Annotated in this window: 15 protein-coding genes; 9 read left to right on the forward strand and 6 right to left on the reverse strand. The window is 35.3% G+C overall.

The window, feature by feature from the left end; all coding sequences use genetic code 11:
• Positions 1–21 precede the first annotated feature (21 nt).
• The 3 genes from QMO11_RS20445 to QMO11_RS20455 are packed head-to-tail and all read right to left on the reverse strand — an operon-like array spanning position 22 to position 5459.
• Positions 22–834, reverse strand: a complete 813-nt coding sequence (locus QMO11_RS20445; protein WP_282039706.1) for a SusE domain-containing protein — start codon at positions 832–834, stop codon at positions 22–24.
• Between the two features lie 13 nt (positions 835–847).
• Entirely contained in the window at positions 848–2452 is a 1605-nt protein-coding gene (locus tag QMO11_RS20450) for a RagB/SusD family nutrient uptake outer membrane protein (RefSeq protein ID WP_282039707.1), read from the reverse strand.
• Between the two features lie 31 nt (positions 2453–2483).
• Complete coding sequence (locus QMO11_RS20455) at positions 2484–5459, reverse strand: SusC/RagA family TonB-linked outer membrane protein (protein WP_282039708.1); 2976 nt, start codon at positions 5457–5459, stop codon at positions 2484–2486.
• Between the two features lie 761 nt (positions 5460–6220).
• Between QMO11_RS20455 and QMO11_RS20460 the strand changes: the two genes are divergently transcribed.
• The 8 genes from QMO11_RS20460 (at position 6221) to QMO11_RS20495 (ending at position 16655) form a co-directional block, all read left to right on the forward strand.
• Positions 6221–6832 carry a DUF6266 family protein gene (locus QMO11_RS20460; protein ID WP_282039710.1) on the forward strand — a complete coding sequence of 204 codons (612 nt, stop codon included), beginning with the start codon at positions 6221–6223 and terminating at the stop codon, positions 6830–6832.
• A 159-nt stretch (positions 6833–6991) separates the two neighbouring features.
• Positions 6992–8020 (forward strand): substrate-binding domain-containing protein, encoded by a 1029-nt coding sequence (locus tag QMO11_RS20465; protein WP_075602272.1) that lies wholly within the window; start codon positions 6992–6994, stop codon positions 8018–8020.
• 536 nt (positions 8021–8556) lie between these two features.
• Positions 8557–9918, forward strand: coding sequence for an MFS transporter (locus QMO11_RS20470; protein WP_282039712.1), 1362 nt, complete (start codon positions 8557–8559; stop codon positions 9916–9918).
• An 18-nt stretch (positions 9919–9936) separates the two neighbouring features.
• Positions 9937–10590: a beta-phosphoglucomutase gene (pgmB, locus tag QMO11_RS20475; RefSeq protein WP_282039714.1), complete on the forward strand. Its 654-nt coding sequence runs from the start codon at positions 9937–9939 to the stop codon at positions 10588–10590.
• Positions 10591–10751: 161 nt separating this feature from the next.
• Complete coding sequence (locus QMO11_RS20480) at positions 10752–13061, forward strand: family 65 glycosyl hydrolase domain-containing protein (protein ID WP_282039715.1); 2310 nt, start codon at positions 10752–10754, stop codon at positions 13059–13061.
• A 253-nt stretch (positions 13062–13314) separates the two neighbouring features.
• The gene (locus tag QMO11_RS20485) at positions 13315–14583 is read left to right on the forward strand and encodes an adenylosuccinate synthase (protein WP_075602276.1); all 1269 of its coding nucleotides are present in this window, start codon (positions 13315–13317) and stop codon (positions 14581–14583) included.
• A gap of 102 nt (positions 14584–14685) precedes the next feature.
• On the forward strand, positions 14686–15492 hold the full coding sequence (locus QMO11_RS20490) for a hypothetical protein (protein ID WP_282039717.1): 807 nt from the start codon (positions 14686–14688) through the stop codon (positions 15490–15492).
• Positions 15493–15569: 77 nt separating this feature from the next.
• Positions 15570–16655, forward strand: a complete 1086-nt coding sequence (locus QMO11_RS20495; protein WP_282039718.1) for an alanine racemase — start codon at positions 15570–15572, stop codon at positions 16653–16655.
• 73 nt (positions 16656–16728) lie between these two features.
• Here QMO11_RS20495 and gcvP read toward each other — a convergent pair whose 3' ends face one another.
• From gcvP to QMO11_RS20510, 3 genes are all read right to left on the reverse strand, one after another.
• On the reverse strand, positions 16729–19602 hold the full coding sequence (gcvP, locus tag QMO11_RS20500; RefSeq protein ID WP_282039720.1) for an aminomethyl-transferring glycine dehydrogenase: 2874 nt from the start codon (positions 19600–19602) through the stop codon (positions 16729–16731).
• Positions 19603–19921: 319 nt separating this feature from the next.
• Positions 19922–20563, reverse strand: coding sequence for an MBL fold metallo-hydrolase (locus QMO11_RS20505; RefSeq protein WP_282039721.1), 642 nt, complete (start codon positions 20561–20563; stop codon positions 19922–19924).
• Positions 20564–20586: 23 nt separating this feature from the next.
• Positions 20587–21228 carry a protein-L-isoaspartate(D-aspartate) O-methyltransferase gene (locus tag QMO11_RS20510; protein WP_075602281.1) on the reverse strand — a complete coding sequence of 214 codons (642 nt, stop codon included), beginning with the start codon at positions 21226–21228 and terminating at the stop codon, positions 20587–20589.
• Between the two features lie 112 nt (positions 21229–21340).
• Here QMO11_RS20510 and QMO11_RS20515 point away from each other — a divergent pair, with 112 nt between their 5' ends.
• Entirely contained in the window at positions 21341–22771 is a 1431-nt protein-coding gene (locus QMO11_RS20515) for a sugar transferase (RefSeq protein WP_282039723.1), read from the forward strand.
• Positions 22772–22824 lie beyond the last annotated feature (53 nt).

A 22824-nucleotide genomic window follows, 5' to 3' on the forward strand; every position in this document is an offset into this window, starting at 1 on the left:
GGGCTGAGCCCACCTTTTAAATTATTGCTTAGTAAACTTCACTGAATTATTAGCCTTGTTGAACAAAATCTCGTAGGTTCCTGCTTCAGAGGCCTCAAAGTTAATTTCACCATATTCATTTGCAGGTGCTGGACCAACAAGGTTAGCAGGCACTGATTCTACTAAATCTAAATCTCCATAGAACCATTGCTCTGGACCCCAATCTGTATTTTGTCCTAAGAATCTAAAAGAATTAGGAGCAGCTGTTAACTCAACAGTACCTTGGTATTCATCGGCTGATATTGATACTAATGGTAATGCGTCGCTAGGTGTCCACCCCGCTGAAGTTGCATCTCCTACCACGTAAATAGGTGGTATCACAGCATCGTAAGGTGTTACATTTAAGGTGATAACATTACTATAAAAAGTTTGAACACTATCATTTGCATTTGAAGCCCTTACTCTTACATTAACAGAAGTTGGCTCTTCTGGAGTTTTATCTAAACCCGAAGCTCCCAATAAAAGATTAAAAGAAGCATTTGTAATAGATTGATACAATTGACTTGTAGACTCTTGCATATCAACCTTTGCCTCAAAATTAGTATCCTCAACATTAGCTACTTCAATGGTATACTGAGACACTATTGGCTGATCAAATACCACTGCACTATAAATAAAGGTCTCAAAAGGACTTGCTGCATTTTCTTCAGTTAGTACATAGTTTAATGATCCATCTGGTGATGCTAAAACTGGAGCAGTACCTTCGCCAAGCATTGGCTTCTCAGTTACTTTAGCACAACTCGAAAGAAATGCTAAAGTAAAAAATAGAATGTATATATAATTTAATTTTTTCATAACTGTATATGTATTAATAACCAGGGTTTTGAACTAATTTAGTATTGGCACCGATATCTTTTGCAGGGATGGCAAATAATCGTTTTGTTGTGCTCACTGCTGCTCCTGCAGAAACTCCACCTTTCCATGACCATAAATATTCATTGGTAGTGTATTTTCCATGACGAATTAAGTCAGATCTACGTGTACACTCCCAGAAAAGCTCACGACCACGCTCATCAATAATGAAGTCTGCAGTAAGGTTGCTTAGTGTAATATTACCCGAAGCATTACCAAATGCTCTTTCTCTTAATTGATTAATATAACCCACTGCAGTGTTCGCATCTCCACTACCATTTACTACTGCCTCGGCATACATTAAATAAGCATCAGCCAATCTAAATAGTGGGAAATCTGTTGTTACAAAATCTTGATTAGCAGGGTTATTCCCATCACTACTAATATTCTTAAACTTCATTACTCCAAAACCATCGTCATACTTTGCAGGATTCTCAATTTCCTTTTGTCCTGAATCAAAAATAGTACCTGAAGTTCCATTGATTTCACCTCTCAAATCGCCTGTTGCAAATAAATCAACTAATTCTGGGCGGGCTCTATTACCACCCCAACCACCGCTGAGGCCAACGTCTCCCGGCGTAATACCGCCACCTGTAGCACTAAAAGCTAGGAAAGTAGTACCTCCATAGGTTTGCATTTGGTCACCATCGTAAGGCACTGCAAAAATAAACCCTGAGGCAATATCTGCTTTGTTGTTATCGGCATAGAATAAGTGTTGGTAGTTTCCAGTGTATAAAGAATAGCCAGCAATTACTTTGTTGGTTTCGGTGATTACCTTATCCCACATGGCTGTTCCTGTATATACTTCCGCATTTAGGTATAAACGTGCTTTTAAGAATGCTACTGCACCTTCATCTACTCTTCCATATGCAGCTGTACCTATTGTTCCTATTTCACCTTCAATAGCGTCTAATTCCTCAATTAACCAGTCAAATAGGTCTTTACGCATAATTTGCTCCGGCAAATAAGTACCTAAGCCGTCTTCTTCTAAAACAAATGGCACATTACCAAATAAATCAACTGCACATGAATAAGCATATGCTCTTAAGAAACGTACTTCAGCACGTAAAACTTTCATTTTATCTTGTAAGTCTTCCTGACCTCGAGAAGCTAACATTTCATCAGTAGATTGACGAAGAAACTCGTTGGCCATTGAAACTTGGTGATATATTCTGTAATACAAACCTTCAATAAATGGATTGGCTGCAGAATATTGTAATTGGTTCAACTGAGAAATACCAAAATCACCCCATGCACAAATAGCCTCATCTGTTGTTAAAACCTGTGAATTCCAAAGATTACGTATAAATGAAGATGAACCTTCATCAATACCACCTACATCTCCATTACCTGCAGGACCTTCTTGCCCTGTTAATGCTAAAGCAGCATATATTTTAGCCACAACTTGATTATATCCTTCTTCTGTAGTATAAACGGTTTCAGCTGTACTTTCATTTGGATCAATTGGTAGCTGATCCAGATCATTAACACAAGAGGTGAAGCTGAAAGCTCCCAATAGAACTATTGCTGCCCCCTTTTTTATTTTATCTATATATTTCATATTAATTTCTTTTTTTGGTTGCTAACAACGATTAAAAGTTAAGATTAACGCCTAATATAAATGTTCTTGGACGTGGATAGAAGTTATTGTCAATACCTCCAGAAACCTCTGGGTCAACTCCTTCGTATTGTGTAATTACAAATACATTTTGAGCAGTACCTGTTATTTTTAAACTCATATCTGTACCTCCTAATTTATTAAAGCGATATCCAGCTGTAATATTATCCATTCTGAAGAATGATGCATCCTCTAAATACTCGGAAGACCAATATTGGAAGCTATTAAAACCTGAAGGAGTAGATGTTAATCTATTACTTAAGAAGTTACCACCGCTGTTGTAAGTATCCTGTGCAACTCCCATGTTTGATTTGTTATCATTATACACAGTAGCTCCAAATTGCATACGACCAGAGAATGCAAAATCCCAATTCTTATACTCTAAACGAGAGTTAATACCCACTAATAGGGTAGGAGCAGCTTGGCCAACTCTAATCTTATCAAAGTCGTTATAAATACCATCACCATTTTGGTCAACGTACACACCTTCTAAAGGCTTTCCGTTGGCATCATACACTTGTTGATAAACAAAGAATGAGTTAGCAGGATATCCAACAGAGTGGATTTGAACATTGTTACCTGTACCGCCTGAAATACCACCTGTTTGAATACCTAGGTATGTAGGATCATCACCATTTGTTAAACTTGTAATTTCGTTTTGGTTGTAGGTTAAGTTACCACCAATTTCCCAAAAAAGATCTTGTTTTGCAATTGCTCTATAAGTAAGGTTTAATTCAACCCCTGTATTTTCTAAACTACCTACATTTGTTAATAACTCATTTGTTAAGTTTGCACCTGCTGCTACCGGAACAACATTTAATAAGTCATCTGTTATTCTGTGGTAAAATTCGAAGCTACCAGCTAGTTTATTGTTGAAGAAACCAAAATCAAGACCTGCATTGTAGGTAGTGGTTTCCTCCCACTTAATATTCTCGTCATATCCATCAGGACGCATTGTGTTGATGTAACCACCATCCCAAGGATACATTGCGGTTCCATTTGAACGAACATAAGAACCTTGGTAAGGAAGATCCTCTGTTACACCTTGTTGACCTGTAATACCCCAACCTAAGCGAAGTTTTAAATCAGATAACCAATCAATATCAGTCATGAACGCTTCATTTTTCATTCTCCAAGCTAAGCCAACGGCTGGGAAATAACCCCAACGATTGTCTTCAGAAAAACGTGAAGTACCATCGGCTCTTACTGTAGCATTTACTAAATATCTGTTGTCGTAGTTATATTCAGCTCTACCGAAGAATGATACAAGGTAGTTTTGCGCTTCATAAGCTCTATATGGTGTTACTTCATTTGTTTCTGCATAATTGTAAGTAACATTATTACCTTCTCTATGGAAATGTTGCCATGCATATCCACCCATAGCTTTTAAATTATGCTTACCAAAACTTTCGTTGTAGGTCAGGTACATATCTAAAGTCTTGTTGTTCTTATCTTGATTGTATGGAGAATACTCCCCAGCTCTTTCAGGATCATTTGGAGAAGACCAAGCAGCTGTAGGCTGAACAATTGTTCTTCCCTCAGATGTAGAACCATCAATACCCATATTTAAAGTAGCCGTAACTGTTGGAGCAAAATGGAGCTTATAGTCGAACTTTGCATTTATGATATAACGATTTACTTTAGACTGATTATCATGAAGGTTTAATTGAGCAACTGGGTTCATTGGAGCAATAGTAACTGGGTTACCATCGTTATCAATCCAAGTATAATAACCTCCATATTTAGAAGATTCGTCATATACTGGTTTTGTGGGATCAAAAGTTACAGATCCTCCAATAGCAGCATCGTTTGAAAAGTTATTACTCACATGCATATATTTTGCATTAACAGCTGTTTTTAAATGCTCATTAAAGAAAGTTGGGTTTAAGTTTAAACCTACTGTAATTCTTTCCATTGCTGATGTTTCTACAATACCTTCTTGGTTAGTGTAACCGAAAGATAAACGGTATGGTAGATCTTTTACTCCACCTGAAACACTTAAGTTGTGGTCCGTACCAATAGAAGTTCTGTATACTTCATCTTGCCAGTTGGTGTTTACACCCTCATATGATGTAACATTTCTGTAAGCTTCAGAATCCTCACCATAAGTATCTTTTATAAAAGAGCTGTATTGGCTTGCATTCATTACATCTAATGTATTTGCAGCAGTCGCTACACTTACATTACCTGAATAGTCAAACTTAACAACATCACCACTTTTACCATTTTTAGTAGTAATGATGATTACACCATTAGAGGCACGAGAACCGTAAATTGCAGTTGCAGATGCATCTTTTAATACAGTAAATGTTTCAATATCGTTAGGGTTAACTGTGTTTAGTGGATTCTGCATCCCTTCTACACCTTCGGTATCAATAGGTACCCCATCAATTACAATTAAAGGATCGTTACTTGCATTTAAAGAAGAACCACCACGAATACGAATGGTAGATCCAGCTCCAGGAGCACCTCCAGTTGATGTAATCTGTACACCAGCTGTTTTACCAACGATAAGATCTTGTGGAGATGCAATGGCACCAGCGTTAAAGTCTTTTGATGATACTGCAGATATTGATCCTGTAGCATCTTCTTTTTTAACACTACCGTAACCAATAACAACTACTTCTTCAACACCAACTACATCTGGCTTTAATTGAATGTTTAATTGAGCTTGTTGTCCTATTGTTACCTCTTGTGCAACATAGCCTATGAATGAATATACTAATATATCCCCTTGATTTGCGTTTAAATTATATACACCATCGAAATTGGTAATACTACCAGTTGTTGTGCCTTTTATTATTACAGATACTCCTGGTAATAAATCGCCAGTGGTTGCATCACTTACACTACCACTTATTGCAATACTTTGTGCCTGTATGATACCTGAGATAAAAAATATCCCGGTAAGCAGCAAAAATGCTTTCTTAAGACAAAATGATTTAATCATAAAATTTATAATTTAAGTGTTAAAACATGTATAATTCATTGTTTACGAAATTTATCATCAATAAACAGTTAATAATTACACACCTTACTATTAGGTACTTTTACCTACAAATGGACATTACAAATCTATATCAAAAACCAACTCATTTATACACTTGTTAACAAACCGAAACGTTTTTTTGAGGTTTTTCTTCGCAATCGTTTGCGAAGCCGATTGCGAATTCGTTTGCAATAAAACCATATGTTGTAAAACATAAATTCATCATATAAAAAGCATCACAAACATTAACATACGCTTAACATAAATAATGATTAGAGCGTCATTTTTTATCATTAGTTAGCATTTGTCGATTTTTATTAATGTTTATTCTTTACATGTTTCAGCAAGTTTTAACATTACAAATGCCACAGGGTATTTTTTGATATGAAGTTATTATCATTCTCTTTTCTTTCAGGTTCATATGCTCCCTAGGGTATGGTAGGAACTGATACGTATAAAATGCAGATATAGTTCATATCAAATACAGATCAAACTCACGTTAACGTGAATTTGATCTGTATTTGATATGAATTTAATTTGACTTTGAACTGATAATGTTATATCTTAGTAATTAAGCAAGTGTAAGCAAGTCATTGAAGTAGTCCTATTAAATAGGGTTTCACACCGTAGGGATTTATTGGACATTGTAAATTGGTATTAAAGCTTAATATTCTACTTCGCCTACTACTAAAAACTGATCACTATTTTAACAAACGATAATTATGGCACGATTAAAAACAAATATATTAGATGCTGCTTCAGGCAAAGTTGGTAATGTGCTTTTGTATGAAAGAAACGGCGTGGCCTGTATGCGCTCCATGCCTAGTCATTACCGAGATAAGAAAAGCGATAAGCAATTGCGACAACGACAAAAAATGAGCTTGATTCATGGTTTTATTAAGCCTTTTAGAGACCTGTTAAAACTTACATTTTTTGAAAAAGGCTCTGGGCGAACTGCATACCAATCAGCACAAGCTTATAACTTAAAATATGCCATAGCAGGTGAATACCCTGATCAATACGTTGACAAAAAATTTGCATTACTTTGTAAAGGTGATTTACCCTTAGCTGATCAAATTTCATGCAAAGTAACAACCGATGAGATTTGTATTAATTGGAACAATAAAGTTCCCATAGGGGCCAAAGCGAATGATTTGCTCATAATAATGCTAAGAGTTGATGAGGATAGGTTTGACTATATTTTAACTAATGAATTGAGAAGTTCTGGGAGCTATCAATTTAAAAACCAATTTAAGACAGCTCATGTAGACATCTGGATTGCGTTTAGGAGTGTTCATGATAATAAAGTCAGTAATAGCATCTATCTTGAATAGAGGGATCAGTTTGGGTACTTTATTACAGTATATGAAATGAGACAAGCATTCAATATTGATGTATTCGGGTCTTTTGATTGTTGATAAAAAGAGTATATTTATACATAAGATTTTATTATCATTAGACAAAATTAAAATAAAACATATTATATAGTATTCATGGCACCACACCAGATTACAATAAAAGATATAGCTAAAATTTTGGGTATATCAGCATCAACTGTATCTAGAGCACTAAAGGATCATCCTGATATTAGTCCGAAAACGAAGACGATGGTTCAAACTTTTGCTAAGAAAGTTCACTATCGACCTAACGCTCTAGCTTTAAATCTGAGACGCAGTAAAACCAATACCATAGGTATTATAATTCCTGAAATGGTGCATCATTTCTTTTCTTCAGTTTTGGCAGGTATCGATAAGATAGCATACGATGCAGGATATAATGTGATGATTTGTCAATCAAATGAAAATTACGAACGAGAAATAAGCGATGCACAAGCTTTGCTTGATAACAGAGTTGATGGGATATTAATGTCGTTAAGTAAAACTACCCATAAGCTAGATCATATAAATAACCTTTTGGATCACGGTTTACCATTGGTGTTTTTTGATAGGGCACCAGAAGAATTAAGTGTTGATAAAGTAATTATTGACGATTTAATGGGGGCAAAAATTGCCACCCATCACCTTATTTCTATAGGGTGTAAAAAGATTCTGCACCTTGCAGGCCCGCAGCATTTGCAAATAGGAAAGCGCAGAAGACAAGGGTATGAAGATGCTTTAACAGAGAATGGAATGGAGTACAATCCTAACTATGTTATTAAATGCGATACTATGGACGAAGTTTATGCTAATGCAGGACAAATATTAGAGATGGCTTCTGAAATAGACGGGATTTTTGCAGTAAATGACAGTACTGCAATTGCCGCAATGCAAGTATTAATGAAAAATGACATAAAAATACCTGATCATATTTCTGTTATAGGATTCGGAGATGGACCTAATGCAAAAATTGCATATCCTCCATTATCCACTGTGGAACAGAAAGGAATTGAAATGGGGCAAGAAGCGGTTAAACTTTTAATCAAGCAAATTGAGGAAAATGAAGTTACTACAGAGCCAAGTACAAAAGTACTAACTCCTGTTTTGCGAATCAGAGAATCTACAAATAAGTCAAGGTTATATTAATAAAGTGTACATTATAATTTGGCTCAACTCATTAAATGGGTTGGGCTTTTTTTTATAATAAAAGGGTACACAAAGCTTCAGTAAATTAACGTCTATTTACATTTGTGTTTGAAGGTAGAATGCATTTAAATAGGATGGTTTGCCCTATGTATCTAAGGTAGAATCTATCGTTTTTTGCATATTTTGCAACCGTTTGCATAAGTGCTTGCAAAAAAAAATGCATATTTTTTTAACTTTTTTTCACCTTATTGCAAACGGTTGCAATAAGGAAAAGTGCACGGAAAGCTGTGTTTTTAAGCTATTTTACCGATGTGTAATAATTGAATAAAAAGTGCACATTGTCTATCTTTGATTCAGATTTTAAAACAAATGGACAGGTTTTAAAACCATTACACCTTACTTTTTTCGTTTCTGAAATTGTGAATATTATTATTAGTAATAAATAAATCTATATGCATTGTATGTTTTAGTACAAGTGCTTATCAAGTAAGTTTTTCTAATCTTAATGTCATGTACTAATCACATAAAATAATTGTATGAATAAGATGCCTCGGTTGTCATTTTGGCAAATTTGGAATGTTAGTTTTGGATTTTTGGGTGTTCAATTTGGTTTTGCTCTTCAAAATGCAAACGCCAGTAGAATTCTAACAAGTTTGGGAGCTGATCCTCATAATTTATCATTCTTTTGGTTAGTTGCCCCAATCATGGGATTGATGGTACAGCCGTTAGTAGGTGCTGCGAGTGATAAAACATGGACTCGACTTGGTAGAAGGTCTCCTTATATCCTTGGTGGAGCAATTGTCTCAATGATTGCTATGTTCTTTATGCCTAATGCACCATTGTTTTTTAAAGCAGGGGGAACAGCAGCTTTAATTTTTGGAGTAACTATGCTAGCTCTAATGGATGGGTCATTTAATGTAACATTTCAGCCATTTAGAGCATTAGTAGCTGATATGACACCAGAAGAGCAACGAAATATCGGCTATTCGATACAAAGTTTTCTTATTAATATAGGTGCAGTTATTGGATCTGCTTTGCCTTTTATTTTAACAGCTTTAGGAATTGCTAACGAATCGGATGCAGGAGAGGTTGCACCTTCAGTTATATGGTCTTTCTATATTGGGGGATCTCTGTTGTTATTAAGTGTATTGGTGACTGTATTTAAAACCAAAGAATATCCACCCGAGCAATACGAAGCTTATAAAAATATTACCGAAGAGGATAAAGCGGAAAAGGTAAATTTTTGGGAGTTATTAAAAACTACTCCGAAAGTAATGAAGCAGTTGGCCATAGTTCAATTATTCAGCTGGTTTCCTTTGTTTTTATTATGGGTTTACTCTACTACTGCTATTTCACAGCACTATTTTGGTGTTCCACTAGATTTTAATGCAAGTGATCCTGAGTTTCTACCTTATAAAGGTGCTTTTGACGAAGCGGGTAATTGGGTAGGTATAACATTTGCAATGTATAGTCTTGTAGCTGCACTATTTTCTATTGTGATGCCTAAGTTAATAACTCTTACAAGCCGAAAAATAGTATACTCAGGAGCATTACTTATTGGAGGATTAAGCTTTATAAGTCTTTATTTTTTCACTAATCAATATCACATACTATATTCTATGGTCGGAATTGGTATAGCTTGGGCTGCAATATTAGCAATGCCATATACAATACTTTCAGGCGTACTTCCTCCAAAACGTATTGGTATTTATATGGGATTATTTAACCTAACAGTTGTAGTGCCTCAAATATTGAGTGGTGTTATAGGTGGTCCAATTTTGAGAGCATTTTTTAATAATCAAGGAATTTATGTAATGGTTCTTGCGGGAGTTATTATGATTTTAGGGTCTATATCTGTTGCTTTTGTGCAGCAGAATAAACAACAAATTGAGAAATAAAAAATAAAACTAATTACAATGAAAAATATTAAAGCTTGTTTATTTGATTTAGATGGTGTTATAGTTGATACTGCTAAATACCATTATATTGCATGGAAAGAACTCGCAAATGAACTTGGTTTTGACTTCACATTAGAAGATAACGAAAAATTAAAGGGAGTAAGCCGAATGACCTCTTTAGATATTCTACTATCAATTGGTGGAATTGAATTAGGTGAGGATAAAAAACTAGAGCTTGCTACTAAAAAGAATGATAATTACTTACAGTATATTCTAAAAATGGGACCGGAAGAAATTCTTCCTGGAACCAAAGAGTTTTTAGAAGTGCTACGAAAAGAGAATATTAAAATAGCACTTGGTTCCGCAAGTAAAAATGCCATGTTAATTCTTGAACGTTTAGAATTGACAGGTTATTTTGATGCCATTGTTGATGGTACTCATGTGGCAAAAGCTAAGCCAGACCCTGAGGTATTTTTGCAGGGTGCTGAAAAATTAGGAGTTGCTCCTACTGAGTGTGTGGTATTCGAAGATGCAGAAGCAGGAGTCGAAGCTGCTTTAGCAGGAGGTATGAAATGTGTAGGAATTGGAAGCTCAGAGGTATTGGGTAAAGCACATTTAGTTGTGGATGGTTTACACAAAATGAGTATTCAAAAATTAGGGTTGTTAGACTAAAAAGTACGTTAAGCTTTTTATGTTATTCATAGTTAAATAGTCGTTTTTTGATTGGTGTTAAATGTAATGGGCAAATATTCAAACTATTGCATCTTTCGCTTCAGACTTTTAACTAATAACTAACGAACTATTATTATCTATCTATCAAAAAACGAATTACAATGAAAGAATATTTAAAATATGATGAGTGGGAGATAATTGAAGAGGGCTTTGACCCGAACAACCACGAAGCATCAGAAAGTATTTTTAGTATTGGCAACGGTAAAATGGGACAGCGTGCCAACTTTGAAGAAAAATACTCAGGGAAAACATTACAGGGAAGTTATGTAGCAGGGGTTTATTATCCTGATAAGACAAGAGTAGGTTGGTGGAAAAATGGATATCCAGAATACTTTGCCAAAGTATTAAACTCACCAAATTATATAGGTATTAATGTTACCATAGATGGTACTGATTTAGATTTAAATAAATGTACTGTTGAAAACTTTGTACGTACCTTAAATATGCAAGAAGGTTTTCTTGCGCGTGAATTTGATGCTATTATTGATGGTAACAAGAAGGTTCATGTTTCAGCCAAGCGTTTCTTAAGTATTTCTGAAACGGAGATTGCTGCTATACGTTATGAGGTAAAAGCAATTAATTTCTCAGGTAAAATTGGATTTAGTCCATACATCGATGGAGATATCAAAAATGAAGACTCTAATTACGATGAGAAGTTTTGGAATGTTTTAAATGCCGAGTCAACAGAAGGGGAAGCTTACTTAGAATCTCAAACTAAGAAAACAGATTTTCGTTGTGGTTTTGCAATGAACTATAAAGTTCTTAAAAACGATAGTGAAATATCTCCCAAACAAGAAGTAATTCAACTTACCAAATGGGTAGGGAATCATATTGAGGATACAGTAGCAGAAGGCGAATCATTAACTATTGAAAAATATGTTGGTGTAGTATCTTCTTTAAATTCTGATCCGAAAGATTTAAAAGCAAATGCTTTAAAACAAGCTCAAGCAGCAGGGTCAAAAGGTTTCAATGCCTTATTTGCTGAACACAAAGCTACATGGGCTGAGAAGTGGGTGCATAGTGATATTGTTATTAAAGGTGATGTATCTGCACAGCAAGCCATCCGTTTCAATATTTTCCATTTAAATCAGACTTACACAGGCGAAGACGATCGTTTAAATGTAGGGCCAAAAGGATTTACTGGTGAAAAATATGGAGGTACTACTTATTGGGATACAGAGGCTTACTGTATACCGTTCTTTTTAATGACGTCTCCATCAGAAGTGACGCGACAATTATTGGTTTACAGATATAAGCATTTACCAAGAGCCATTGAAAATGCCGCTAAATTAGGATTTACTGATGGTGCTGCGCTTTATCCAATGGTTACAGCAAATGGTGAAGAGTGTCATAATGAGTGGGAAATTACCTTTGAAGAAATTCACCGTAATGGAGCCATTGCATATGCAATTCATAATTATATCCGTCATACTGGCGATTATGCTTATTTAGCGGATTATGGTTTAGAGGTATTGGTTGGAATTACACGTTTCTGGAGCCAAAGAATTACTTACTCTGAAGCTCGTAAGAAGTTTGTGATGTTAGGTGTTACTGGTCCTAACGAGTACGAAAACAACATTAACAATAACTGGTATACTAATAAAATGGCTGTTTGGTGTTTAAAATATACCATGGAGGCTCTTGATATTGTTAAGAATAGTAATGCGGCACGTTATGATGAGTTATTGAAGGTGATGAATCTTGATCCTGCTGCTGAAACACGACGTTGGAAAGAGATTTCAGAGAATATGCACTTCCCATTTAACGAAGACTTGCAGGTATTTATGCAGCAAGATGGTTTTATGGATAAGGAACAGCTGATGGCGGATGATTTAAATCCTGCTGAGCGCCCTATTAATCAACATTGGTCATGGGATCGTATTCTTCGTTCAAACTTTATTAAGCAAGCAGATACCTTACAAGGTATGTATGTTCTTGAAGAAGAATTCTCAAATGAAGAGTTAGAAAGAAACTTTGATTTTTACGAACCTCGTACCGTACACGAGTCATCTTTATCACCTTGTGTACATTCAATTATTGCTACTAAGATTGGTAAGATTGAGAAAGCCTACGAGATGTATCTGCGTACTGCACGTTTAGATTTGGATGATTACAATGCTGAAGTACACGAAGGTTTACATATTACCAGTATGGCCGGTACTTGGATGAGTATTGTTGAAGGTTTTGGAGGTAAACGCGCCTACGACGAGAAACTTTATTTGAGTCCGATGATACCTGAGCAATGGGATGAATATGCTTTCCGATTGAGATTTAAAGGTAATGATATGGAGGTTCGAGTTTCTGCTACAGAAGTAGAGGTGATCTCACACTCTAGCAATAATTTTGATCTTTTTGTTTATGATAAAGCAGTTAGTGTTGAAGCCAACAAATCTGTTACCATCAAAAGATAAATAGGATTTATTAAGATAATAATTTAAAAGCGATTCGTAAGGATCGCTTTTTTTATGGGCAATAATTTTATTCGTGTTGGTTTAGAGTATAATAATCTTCTTTGTAGTGAATGCCAAAATTTTAATGTGAAAACATGATATTATACCATTTTTAATAACTATTTTTACCGGTCGTAAAAAAAGATGTTTTTTGCAATACCATTATCTCGCACAGTGTGGGGTTAAATACAAAAGAAATATTAAAATATAACGCATGAAAGTTGATGTTTTACTTGGTCTTCAGTGGGGAGACGAAGGGAAAGGAAAAGTAGTTGATGTACTAACGCCTAAATACGATGTGATTACACGTTTTCAAGGAGGTCCCAATGCAGGTCACACCTTAGAATTCAATAATATCAAACATGTATTACATAATATTCCTTCAGGTATTTTCCATACAGATAAAATGAATATTATTGGTAATGGTGTAGTTTTAGACCCAATTAGTTTTAAGCAAGAAATTGACGAACTAGAGGCTAAAGGCATGGATATTACTAAAAACTTATTAATATCTAAAAAAGCACATCTTATACTTCCAACACATCGTGTTTTAGATAGAGCTTCTGAAGATTCTAAAGGTAAAACTAAGATCGGATCTACACTTAAAGGTATTGGACCAACTTATATGGATAAGACAGGTCGTAATGGTTTAAGGGTTGGTGATATTCTGAATAACTTCGATCAAAAGTATGCCGATCTTAAAAAGAAGCATCAGCAATTACTTTCAATGTATGACAAAGAGTACGATGTAACAGAATACGAAGTTGGTTTACAAGAAGGAATTGATTGTTTAAAGCGTTTTACAATTATTGATAGCGAACATAGCATCAATAATTATATAAAAGAAGGAAAATCGGTATTGGCAGAAGGTGCTCAAGGTACTTTATTAGATATTGATTTTGGTTCTTATCCATTTGTTACATCATCAAACACAATTTGTGCTGGTGCATGTACAGGTATGGGTGTTGCTCCAAATAAAATTGGAGAAGTGTATGGTATTTTTAAAGCATACTGTACACGTGTTGGTAGCGGTCCTTTCCCTACTGAGTTGTTCGACGAAACAGGTGAGGAACTTCGTAAGGCGGGTCACGAGTTTGGTGCAACAACAGGTCGTCCGCGCCGTTGTGGTTGGATTGATTTAGTAGCCCTTAAATACTCAGTGATGATTAATGGAGTTACTCAACTTATCATGACTAAAGGAGATGTTTTAAGTACTTTTAAAACCATTAAAGTTGCTACATCTTATATTATTGATGGTGTTGAAACAAAAGAATTTCCTTTTGAGTTACCAGAGAATATGGAGGTGGTTTATACTGAACTTCCTGGTTGGTCTGAAGATTTAACAGGCTTGAAGAGCGAAAATGAGTTCCCTGAAGAATTAAATGCTTACATTGATTACCTTGAATCTGAACTTGAGGTACCAATTAAGATTGTTTCAGTAGGTCCTGATCGTGATCAAACTATTATTAGAGAAGAAGCTTAATATATAGATCATATCATATGCAAAGCCTGATTAATTTTAATCAGGCTTTTTTTGTTTTAAATTGCTAAAGGCTTAACTTCAATAAGTCTAATTTTCAGTTAAATGCCTAAAGCAATCATATCTATATTCCTACTTCTTTCATTGTCGCTTGTCTCATTTTCGCAAGATTTTGATTCAGACAGCTACCGTTTAAATGATACTCATAATAAATGGAGCTTTAGATTTGGACCATATTTTTGGCTTTTAGGAATAGAAGGATCCATAATTAAACCGCCTCAGCCATCCAACCTACCAGAATATTCAGACCGTAGAATTGATATTGATTGGGATTTCTATGAAGTGTTGAATTCGCTGAAGTTTGCTTGTATGTTTCTTAGCGAATATAGATCAGAGCATTGGGTTGCCAAGTTGAACTTTAGTTCTTTAATATTAGAAAGTAACGTATTAACTGATCATGAAATATTAATTAAAAATGGTAACATCCGTTACACCTATATAGGAACAGACCTTTCCTTTGGATATCGAATTATTAAAAATCCCGCGCACGAATTTAATACCAGCTTTGGTGCTAAATTGGCTTTTTTTAAGGTTGATTTAAACACTAAGATCTTTCTGGTTGATGGAATTCACTTTGTTAGAGATCATTTATTGTTAGAGCCGGCTTTGGCAATGCGCTATATATACCGACCACATACAAGGGTAGAGCTAAGCGCTTATGTTGATGTGGGGAGTAGGTTATTAGACGATGCTTTTTCTTATCAGTTGCAATTAGGTGGAAAGTATGTTTTTTCAAAACACTTTAGTTCAGGAATTACATTTAGACGACTGTATTATAATGCAGATTTGGACAAAGGAGTGTTTGATGGCGCTATACATGGACCTACTATAAATGTGCTGGCACAATTTTAGATTGAAAATATCTTTTATATTTAGCCTTTCAAATGATTTTAGTAAAAGATTAATTTGCCTCAATAATACAATTTCAAATGTTTGAACCGCACTTACTTTTAAATACAGAAATAGCTCGTAGTAATATTTCTCGCATGCTTACTAAATGTAAGGATAATAACATTGTTTACAGACCACATTTTAAAACACATCAATCAGCAGAAGTCGGCGAATTGTATCGCGAATTAGGAGTAGACTGCATTACTTGTTCATCGTTTAAAATGGCTTCTTATTTTGCTGATAATGGTTGGACGGATATTACGGTAGCCATAACAGTCAATCAGTATTATGCCGATGATATTAATGCACTGGCATCTAAAATAAACCTTAATATTTTGGTAGAGGATGTTGCGGTTATTAACGAATTAGAAGCTCAAATTACTTCTCCTGTAGGTTTGTTTATAAAGATTGATGCTGGCTACCATAGAACGGGTGTTGATGTTGAAGATTTTGACCAGATAAAAAAGTTGCTTGGTGCATTAAAACAGTGTAAGAACTTAATATTTATCGGATTTTTAGGGCATGCAGGTAATACATATGATGCCAAAGGAAAAGAGCAGATTATTGATATAGCTACTCCAGCAATGCATCAATTTGTTGCCCTGAAGGTCTTTTTAAAAGATGAGTTTCCTTTAATGCAATTATCATGGGGAGATACGCCAAGTTGTTCCGTATTAGAACATTTTGAAGGTATTGATGAACTTCGCCCAGGAAATATGGTGTTTTACGATTATGTGCAATCAATTATTGGTAGCTGTGAATTGCCAGATATTGCTGTTTGCATGAAGGTGAGCGTAATTGCGGTTCATCCTAAAAGAAACCAAGTAATTGTACACTGTGGTGCGGTTCATCTATCAAAAGATAGAGTTGAACTGCTAGATGGCACAATCTCTTATGGGAAGGTAGTTGGGATTGATGGAAATTCATGGGATATTAATAAAGAGGTAGGAGAGGTTATTGCCTTATCACAGGAGCATGGAACCATTAGGGTAGGGGATGATTTGATTCATTCAATTAAACCCGGAGATACTTTGGCTATTCTGCCAGTACATTCATGCTTAACAGTTAATCTTATGAAGGAAATGTACACTAATAGAGGGCAAAAAATTACTTGCATGCGTTAGTACTAATAAAAAAATGGGTAGCTCCGTATTTAGAACTACCCATTTTAGTATTAAATTTTATCTTCTGTATAAGTTACGATAGTAATTCGTACTCCTCAGGAGAACCACAAGTACAAATTAAATTTCTGTCACCAAAAGCGTCATCTACTCTTGCTACTGATATCCAGAATTTGTTCTCTTTAATCCACTCCTGTGGGAACGCCGCTTTTTCTCTTCCGTATGGGTGCGACCATTCATCAGATACTACTTTGTAATCAGGATGAGGAGCATTTTTCAGTACGTTATCTTCCTTATCAGCTTCGCCAGATTCAATTTCTTTGATTTCACTTAAAATGCCTGTGAGTGCTGAAATGAACTTATCCAGTTCTTGTTTCGATTCACTCTCAGTAGGCTCAATCATTAAAGTACCATGCACTGGGAATGATAACGTTGGTGCGTGGAAACCATAATCCATTAAACGTTTGGCTATATCTAACTCCGTAATTCCAGAGCTGGCTTTAAAATGACGACACTCTAAAATCATTTCGTGTCCTACTCTTCCATTTTCTCCTGTGTACAGGATTCCGTAACCATCTTTAAGGTGATGTGCTAAATAGTTGGCATTCAAAATAGCCATCTCGGTAGATTTTGTTAATCCATCGCTACCTAACATTTTAATGTAACCATAGGTAATAGGTAAAACGCTAGCACTTCCGAAAGGAGCAGCAGAAACTGCGCTAATTCCAGATCTTCCATTATTAATTACTGGGTGCGAAGGTAAAAATTCAACCAAGTGCTTTGCAACACCAATTGGGCCAACACCAGGGCCACCACCACCGTGAGGAATAGCAAATGTTTTGTGCAGGTTTAAATGACAAACATCGGCACCAATTACTCCCGGATTGGTTAAACCAACCTGAGCATTCATATTAGCACCATCCATGTATACCTGGCCACCAAATTGGTGAATAGTTTCGCAAACCTCAACAACCGAAGCTTCGAAAACACCATGTGTAGATGGGTAAGTAATCATTAAACAAGATAAGGTATCTTTATACTTTTCAGCCTTTTCTTTTAAGTCGGCAACATCAATATTACCTCTTTCATCACACTTCACAACCACAACTTTCATTCCTGCCATTACAGCACTTGCTGGATTGGTACCATGCGCAGAAGAAGGAATAATAGCCACATCGCGTTGCGCTTCGTCTCTGCTTTTATGATATGCACTAATAACCATCAGTCCTGCATACTCACCTGCCGCACCTGAGTTTGGCTGAAGGCTTACATCTGCAAAACCTGTAATTTCAGCTAAATCGCGCTTCAGTTCAGCCATTAATAAATGGTAACCCGCAGCTTGATCAGCTGGAACAAAAGGGTGAATACCACCAAATTGAATCCAACTAAGTGGCAACATCTCAGTAGCAGCATTCAACTTCATAGTACAAGAGCCTAATGAAATCATAGAATGCGTTAATGAAATATCTCTGCGCTCTAATTTTTTGATGTAGCGTACCATCTCAGTTTCAGAGCGGTAATGATTAAATACATCTTGCTGTAAAAATGAACTTTCTCTGATGAAAGACTTATCTATGGTGCAAGTTTCTGGTATTTCTTTAATCTCAACAATTTCGTTTCCTGAAGCTCTAGCAAATACTTCAATTATCCAATTAACATCTTCAAGATTTGTTGTTTCATCAATACTTAAAGCCACTTCTCCATTTTCGCAGTAGCGGAAGTTCATCTCAAGTTCTAATGAATATTTTTCTATTAAATCAAGCGAAGCATTATCAGGCAGTGAGAAACGAATTGTATCAAAAAAGTTATTGTTTAATTGTTTGTAGCCAAACTTCTCAATTTCACTAGTAAGTAAACTAGCAATGTTATGAATTTGACCAGCTATTTGTTTAATACCTTCAGGGCCATGGTAAACTGCGTAGAAACTAGCCATAGTAGCTAGTAAAGCTTGAGCAGTACATATGTTTGAAGTAGCACGTTCGCGTTTGATATGTTGCTCGCGTGTTTGAAGAGCCATTCGTAAGGCTCTTTTTCCGTTTTTATCTTTTGTAATACCGATAATACGACCTGGTAAATGTCTTTTATAATCTGCCTTAGTGGCAAAAAATGCGGCATGAGGACCGCCATAACCCATTGGAACGCCAAAACGCTGTGTTGTACCAAACACAACATCGGCACCCCATTCTCCCGGAGGAGTTAATAAGGATAAGCTTAATAAGTCAGCAGCAACAGCCACTTTACAGTTAGCAGTATGTAATTTTTCAATCCATTCTTTATAGTCAACTACATTACCATCAGAATTTGGGAATTGAACCATGGCACCAAAATAGGCTTCTGTAGGTTCACACTCATTCCACTTACCAAATTGCAATATAATGCCAAGAGGTTCAGCTCTGGTATCAAGAACCGCTTTGGTTTGTGGCCAGATATTCTCATCAACAAAAACAATATTTGCACCTGCTTTTGCCATGGCTCGTGAGCGAGAATTAAACATCATTACCATAGCTTCGGCAGCAGCTGTTGCTTCATCTAATAAGGAAGCATTAGCCAGCTCCATACCAGTAAGTTCAGATACAACGGTTTGGAAGTTTAATAAAGCTTCAAGTCTACCTTGTGATATTTCAGCTTGGTAAGGTGTATATGAAGTATACCATACTGGGTTTTCAAGTACATTTCTGAGTACCACTGCAGGGGTAATTGTATCGTAATATCCCATTCCGATATAGGTATTGTATACCTTATTTTTATCGGCAATTGCCATTATTTTACGATAATACTGTCGCTCAGTTAAGCCCTTAGCTATTCGAAGAGGTTCTTTTAATCTAATATTTGCCGGAACTGTTTCTTCAATAAGTGAATCCATTGACTTTACTCCAATGGTATTTAGCATCTCGTCTATCTCGTGATCTCTTGGACCAATATGACGCGCAACAAATTTATCTGTAGCCATTCTATAATTCTTTAAACGACCTGAAGGTCTTTAATTACCTATGAGTCAACTTAATAAAAAATGATTTGGTTGTGTTAATTACCTGGCTAAAGTTATAATATTAAACAAGTTATAAAAATGACACAACTAGTATTTTGGGATGATTTTTATCAGAGAAATCATAAAAAAAAGTGGATATACCCTCGGCTTAAGGGGTATCCACTTTTAAATTTCTTTACTTTAAGAGACTTATCTACCAATAGATTGATAGTGTTTGTTATTTGTTTGAAATACAAAAAATCACTATTGTCTAAAGCCTAAAAACAAACTAACTATTAATCTACTGCAAGTGCATGTTATTCTCTTTTTCGTACCCAATGGTTGTTGATGGTCCGTGTCCAGGATATACAGCAACTTCAGCAGGTAATGTAAGTAGTTTTGCTTTGATACCTGAAATTAAAGTATCATAATCTCCACCAGGTAAGTCAGCTCTACCAATGCTATCACGGAATAATACATCCCCAGCAATTGCGAAGCCTTCATTTTCAGCATATAATACAACTCCACCAGGAGAATGACCCGGTACGTGAATAATTTTGATGATTGATCCGCCAAATTCGAGCTCTTGCCCATCTTCGAAGTATGTGCCAATAGCAGGAGGGTTTTCTTTTACCTCAATACCCATAGAACCCGCATATTCCACCGTTTTTTCTATCCAGAACTCATCACCTTTGTGTGCTACGGCACTTAAGTTGAAAGTATCGCATACAAAACGGTTCCCGAAAACATGATCAAGATGTAAATGTGTATTCCATAGTTTTGTAGGAGTAAGGTTGTTCTCTTTTAAATATTGCACCAAGTGTTGTTGCTCATGGTCAGCTAAGCAACCCGGATCAATTATAATACACTCGCCATTATCGGCAGAAATTAAGTAAGTGTTTTCTTGCCAAGGGTTATACGGTAATGTATGTACTTTTAACATGATATATCGTTTTTAATTATTATCTATTTTGCAGTGCCTTTTAGCATAGGTACAAAGGCAAATTTACCAAAATCTTCTTGATCAAATTCTGTTGCTGAAATTCGAGTAATTCTAATCATATTCTGCGACTTATCTCCAACGGGAATTACCATATTCCCACCGATCTTTATTTGCGTTAACAAATCTTCGGGAATATAGGGGGCACCGGCAGTTACTATTATATGATCAAAAGGACCATACTTAGGCAAGCCAGCATAACCATCTCCATAAAAGAAAAGTGGTCGGTATCCGAGTCTTGGTAGAAAGGTACTGGTTTTATTATATAGCTCCTTTTGACGTTCAATAGTATAAACCTTTGCACCAACCTCAATTAGCACCGCAGCTTGATAGCCCGATCCTGTGCCAACTTCCAAAACTTTATCTCCTGACTTAATCTTTAATAATTGCGTTTGAAAGGCTACTGTATAAGGTTGTGATATGGTTTGACCCGCACTAATAGGAAAAGCCTTATCCTGATAAGCAAATTGCATGAAGCTACTTTCAAAAAAAAGATGGCGAGGAACATTACCAATTGCTGATAATACATTAGAGTCAGTTATACCCTTTCTCTCAATTTCATCTACCAATCTTAGCCGCAGTCCTTTATGTCTGTATGTATCAATCATTCAAAAAAAATATGTGTAAAAGTAATATTATATCTATTATTTTGTAAACAATATTCTTATACTTTGTACGTTATAAGCCTTGTTGAGGTGGCTTAATTCACTATGGAGATCAATGATAAAAAACTTATTTTCAATAAATAATAGGATAAATGAACGCAGGGTAAAATATACTTTTGTGGTATCTGATATTGTATTTATTTGTTTGTCGCATTTAATATTACTTCAGTTATTTCCTGATTTACCATTGCACATCCTTAATAAGCACCTACCAGTACTATCAAAAGGGTTTGCAATACCTTTATTTTTCTTAACCTCAACCTTTTATTGGGTTTATAATTTTTATTTATTTGGGGCCTATACTCAGTCAGATAAGAGATCAGGACTATCGATAATATGGCCAAGTTTTTTATCCGTTTTTAGTGGATCAACACTTCTATTGTTACTTTTAATTAAAACTGTTCCGTATTACGTAAGCTATTTTCAATTTATACTTTTTATTAAGTACTTATCACTCCTTGGAGGGCTAATTATTATATCTAGGGTTATTTGGATTCAACTTTTCCAGAAACAAAAAAGAAATGGAAATATTTCATACAACACGATTTTGATTGGTAATAACGAACGTGCTTTAGATATTATTAAAGATTTTTTGGGATTCAAATATAATTTAGGATTTAAGTTTATTGGATATGTATCACCTAATAATGAAGAAAATCCTCAGATTAATAATTACTGTAAGCATTTAGGAAATATTGATAAGCTAAGCTCGATTATTAACAAGAATGAAATTGATGAGGCTGTAGTTTGTTTAGATCCTCGAAATCATGAAGGCATTTATTCTGTAATTACATTATTAAAACAAAGTGGTATAACTATTCGCTTAAATCCGGATATTAATTTAATAATTGAAGGGGCTGTTAAAACAAACACACTAGAAACGTTACCTTTTGTTACTATAACCCCTTTTAAGATGCCTGTTTGGCAAGGGGTTATAAAACGGGTTTTTGATTTTTCAATAGCACTGTTAGGTTTACTATTTTGTGCGCCTATATTCTTAATACTTGCCTTATTAATTAAACAGGGGTCAAAAGGGCCTATTTTTTACGCACAAAAGCGGATAGGAAAGAACGGTAAGGTTTTTACTATTTACAAGTTTAGATCAATGTATATTAATGCTGAAGAAAGTGGACCTTCTTTGGCGAAAGAAGATGATGTGCGTATTACTAAGCTTGGCAGATATATGCGAAAGTGGCGAATTGATGAATTACCTCAATTTATTAATATTATTTTGGGCGATATGTCTTTGGTTGGTCCTCGTCCTGAGCGTCAATTTTATATTGATCAAATAACAGAGAAAGCACCACACTATGCGCATATATTAACGGTTAAGCCTGGTATTACATCATGGGGTATGGTTAAGTTTGGTTATGCCCAAAGTGTAGATGAAATGATTGAACGTTTACAATTTGACCTTCTTTATCTTGAAAATCAGACCTTATTGGTTGATTTTAAGATAATTCTATTTAACGTGAATTCGACGTAAGAAAAGTTCTATTTTAAGAGAAAAGAAACAAAGCATTTGTTATATTTAAGTAT

Origin of the sequence: Saccharicrinis aurantiacus (assembly GCF_947489045.1) — a bacterium.
Taxonomy (GTDB): Bacteria; Bacteroidota; Bacteroidia; order Bacteroidales; family Marinilabiliaceae; genus Saccharicrinis; species Saccharicrinis aurantiacus.

Coding starts and splice junctions, on each gene's coding strand:
- QMO11_RS20465 (WP_075602272.1), top strand. CDS start 6,992: ATGGCACCACACCAGATTACAATAAAAGATATAGCTAAAATTTTGGGT.
- QMO11_RS20480 (WP_282039715.1), top strand. CDS start 10,752: ATGAAAGAATATTTAAAATATGATGAGTGGGAGATAATTGAAGAGGGC.
- QMO11_RS20515 (WP_282039723.1), top strand. CDS start 21,341: ATGATAAAAAACTTATTTTCAATAAATAATAGGATAAATGAACGCAGG.
- QMO11_RS20490 (WP_282039717.1), top strand. CDS start 14,686: ATGCCTAAAGCAATCATATCTATATTCCTACTTCTTTCATTGTCGCTT.
- QMO11_RS20450 (WP_282039707.1), bottom strand. CDS start 2,452: ATGAAATATATAGATAAAATAAAAAAGGGGGCAGCAATAGTTCTATTG.
- QMO11_RS20460 (WP_282039710.1), top strand. CDS start 6,221: ATGGCACGATTAAAAACAAATATATTAGATGCTGCTTCAGGCAAAGTT.
- QMO11_RS20445 (WP_282039706.1), bottom strand. CDS start 834: ATGAAAAAATTAAATTATATATACATTCTATTTTTTACTTTAGCATTT.
- QMO11_RS20470 (WP_282039712.1), top strand. CDS start 8,557: ATGAATAAGATGCCTCGGTTGTCATTTTGGCAAATTTGGAATGTTAGT.
- QMO11_RS20510 (WP_075602281.1), bottom strand. CDS start 21,228: ATGATTGATACATACAGACATAAAGGACTGCGGCTAAGATTGGTAGAT.
- QMO11_RS20485 (WP_075602276.1), top strand. CDS start 13,315: ATGAAAGTTGATGTTTTACTTGGTCTTCAGTGGGGAGACGAAGGGAAA.
- gcvP (WP_282039720.1), bottom strand. CDS start 19,602: ATGGCTACAGATAAATTTGTTGCGCGTCATATTGGTCCAAGAGATCAC.
- pgmB (WP_282039714.1), top strand. CDS start 9,937: ATGAAAAATATTAAAGCTTGTTTATTTGATTTAGATGGTGTTATAGTT.
- QMO11_RS20495 (WP_282039718.1), top strand. CDS start 15,570: ATGTTTGAACCGCACTTACTTTTAAATACAGAAATAGCTCGTAGTAAT.
- QMO11_RS20455 (WP_282039708.1), bottom strand. CDS start 5,459: ATGATTAAATCATTTTGTCTTAAGAAAGCATTTTTGCTGCTTACCGGG.
- QMO11_RS20505 (WP_282039721.1), bottom strand. CDS start 20,563: ATGTTAAAAGTACATACATTACCGTATAACCCTTGGCAAGAAAACACT.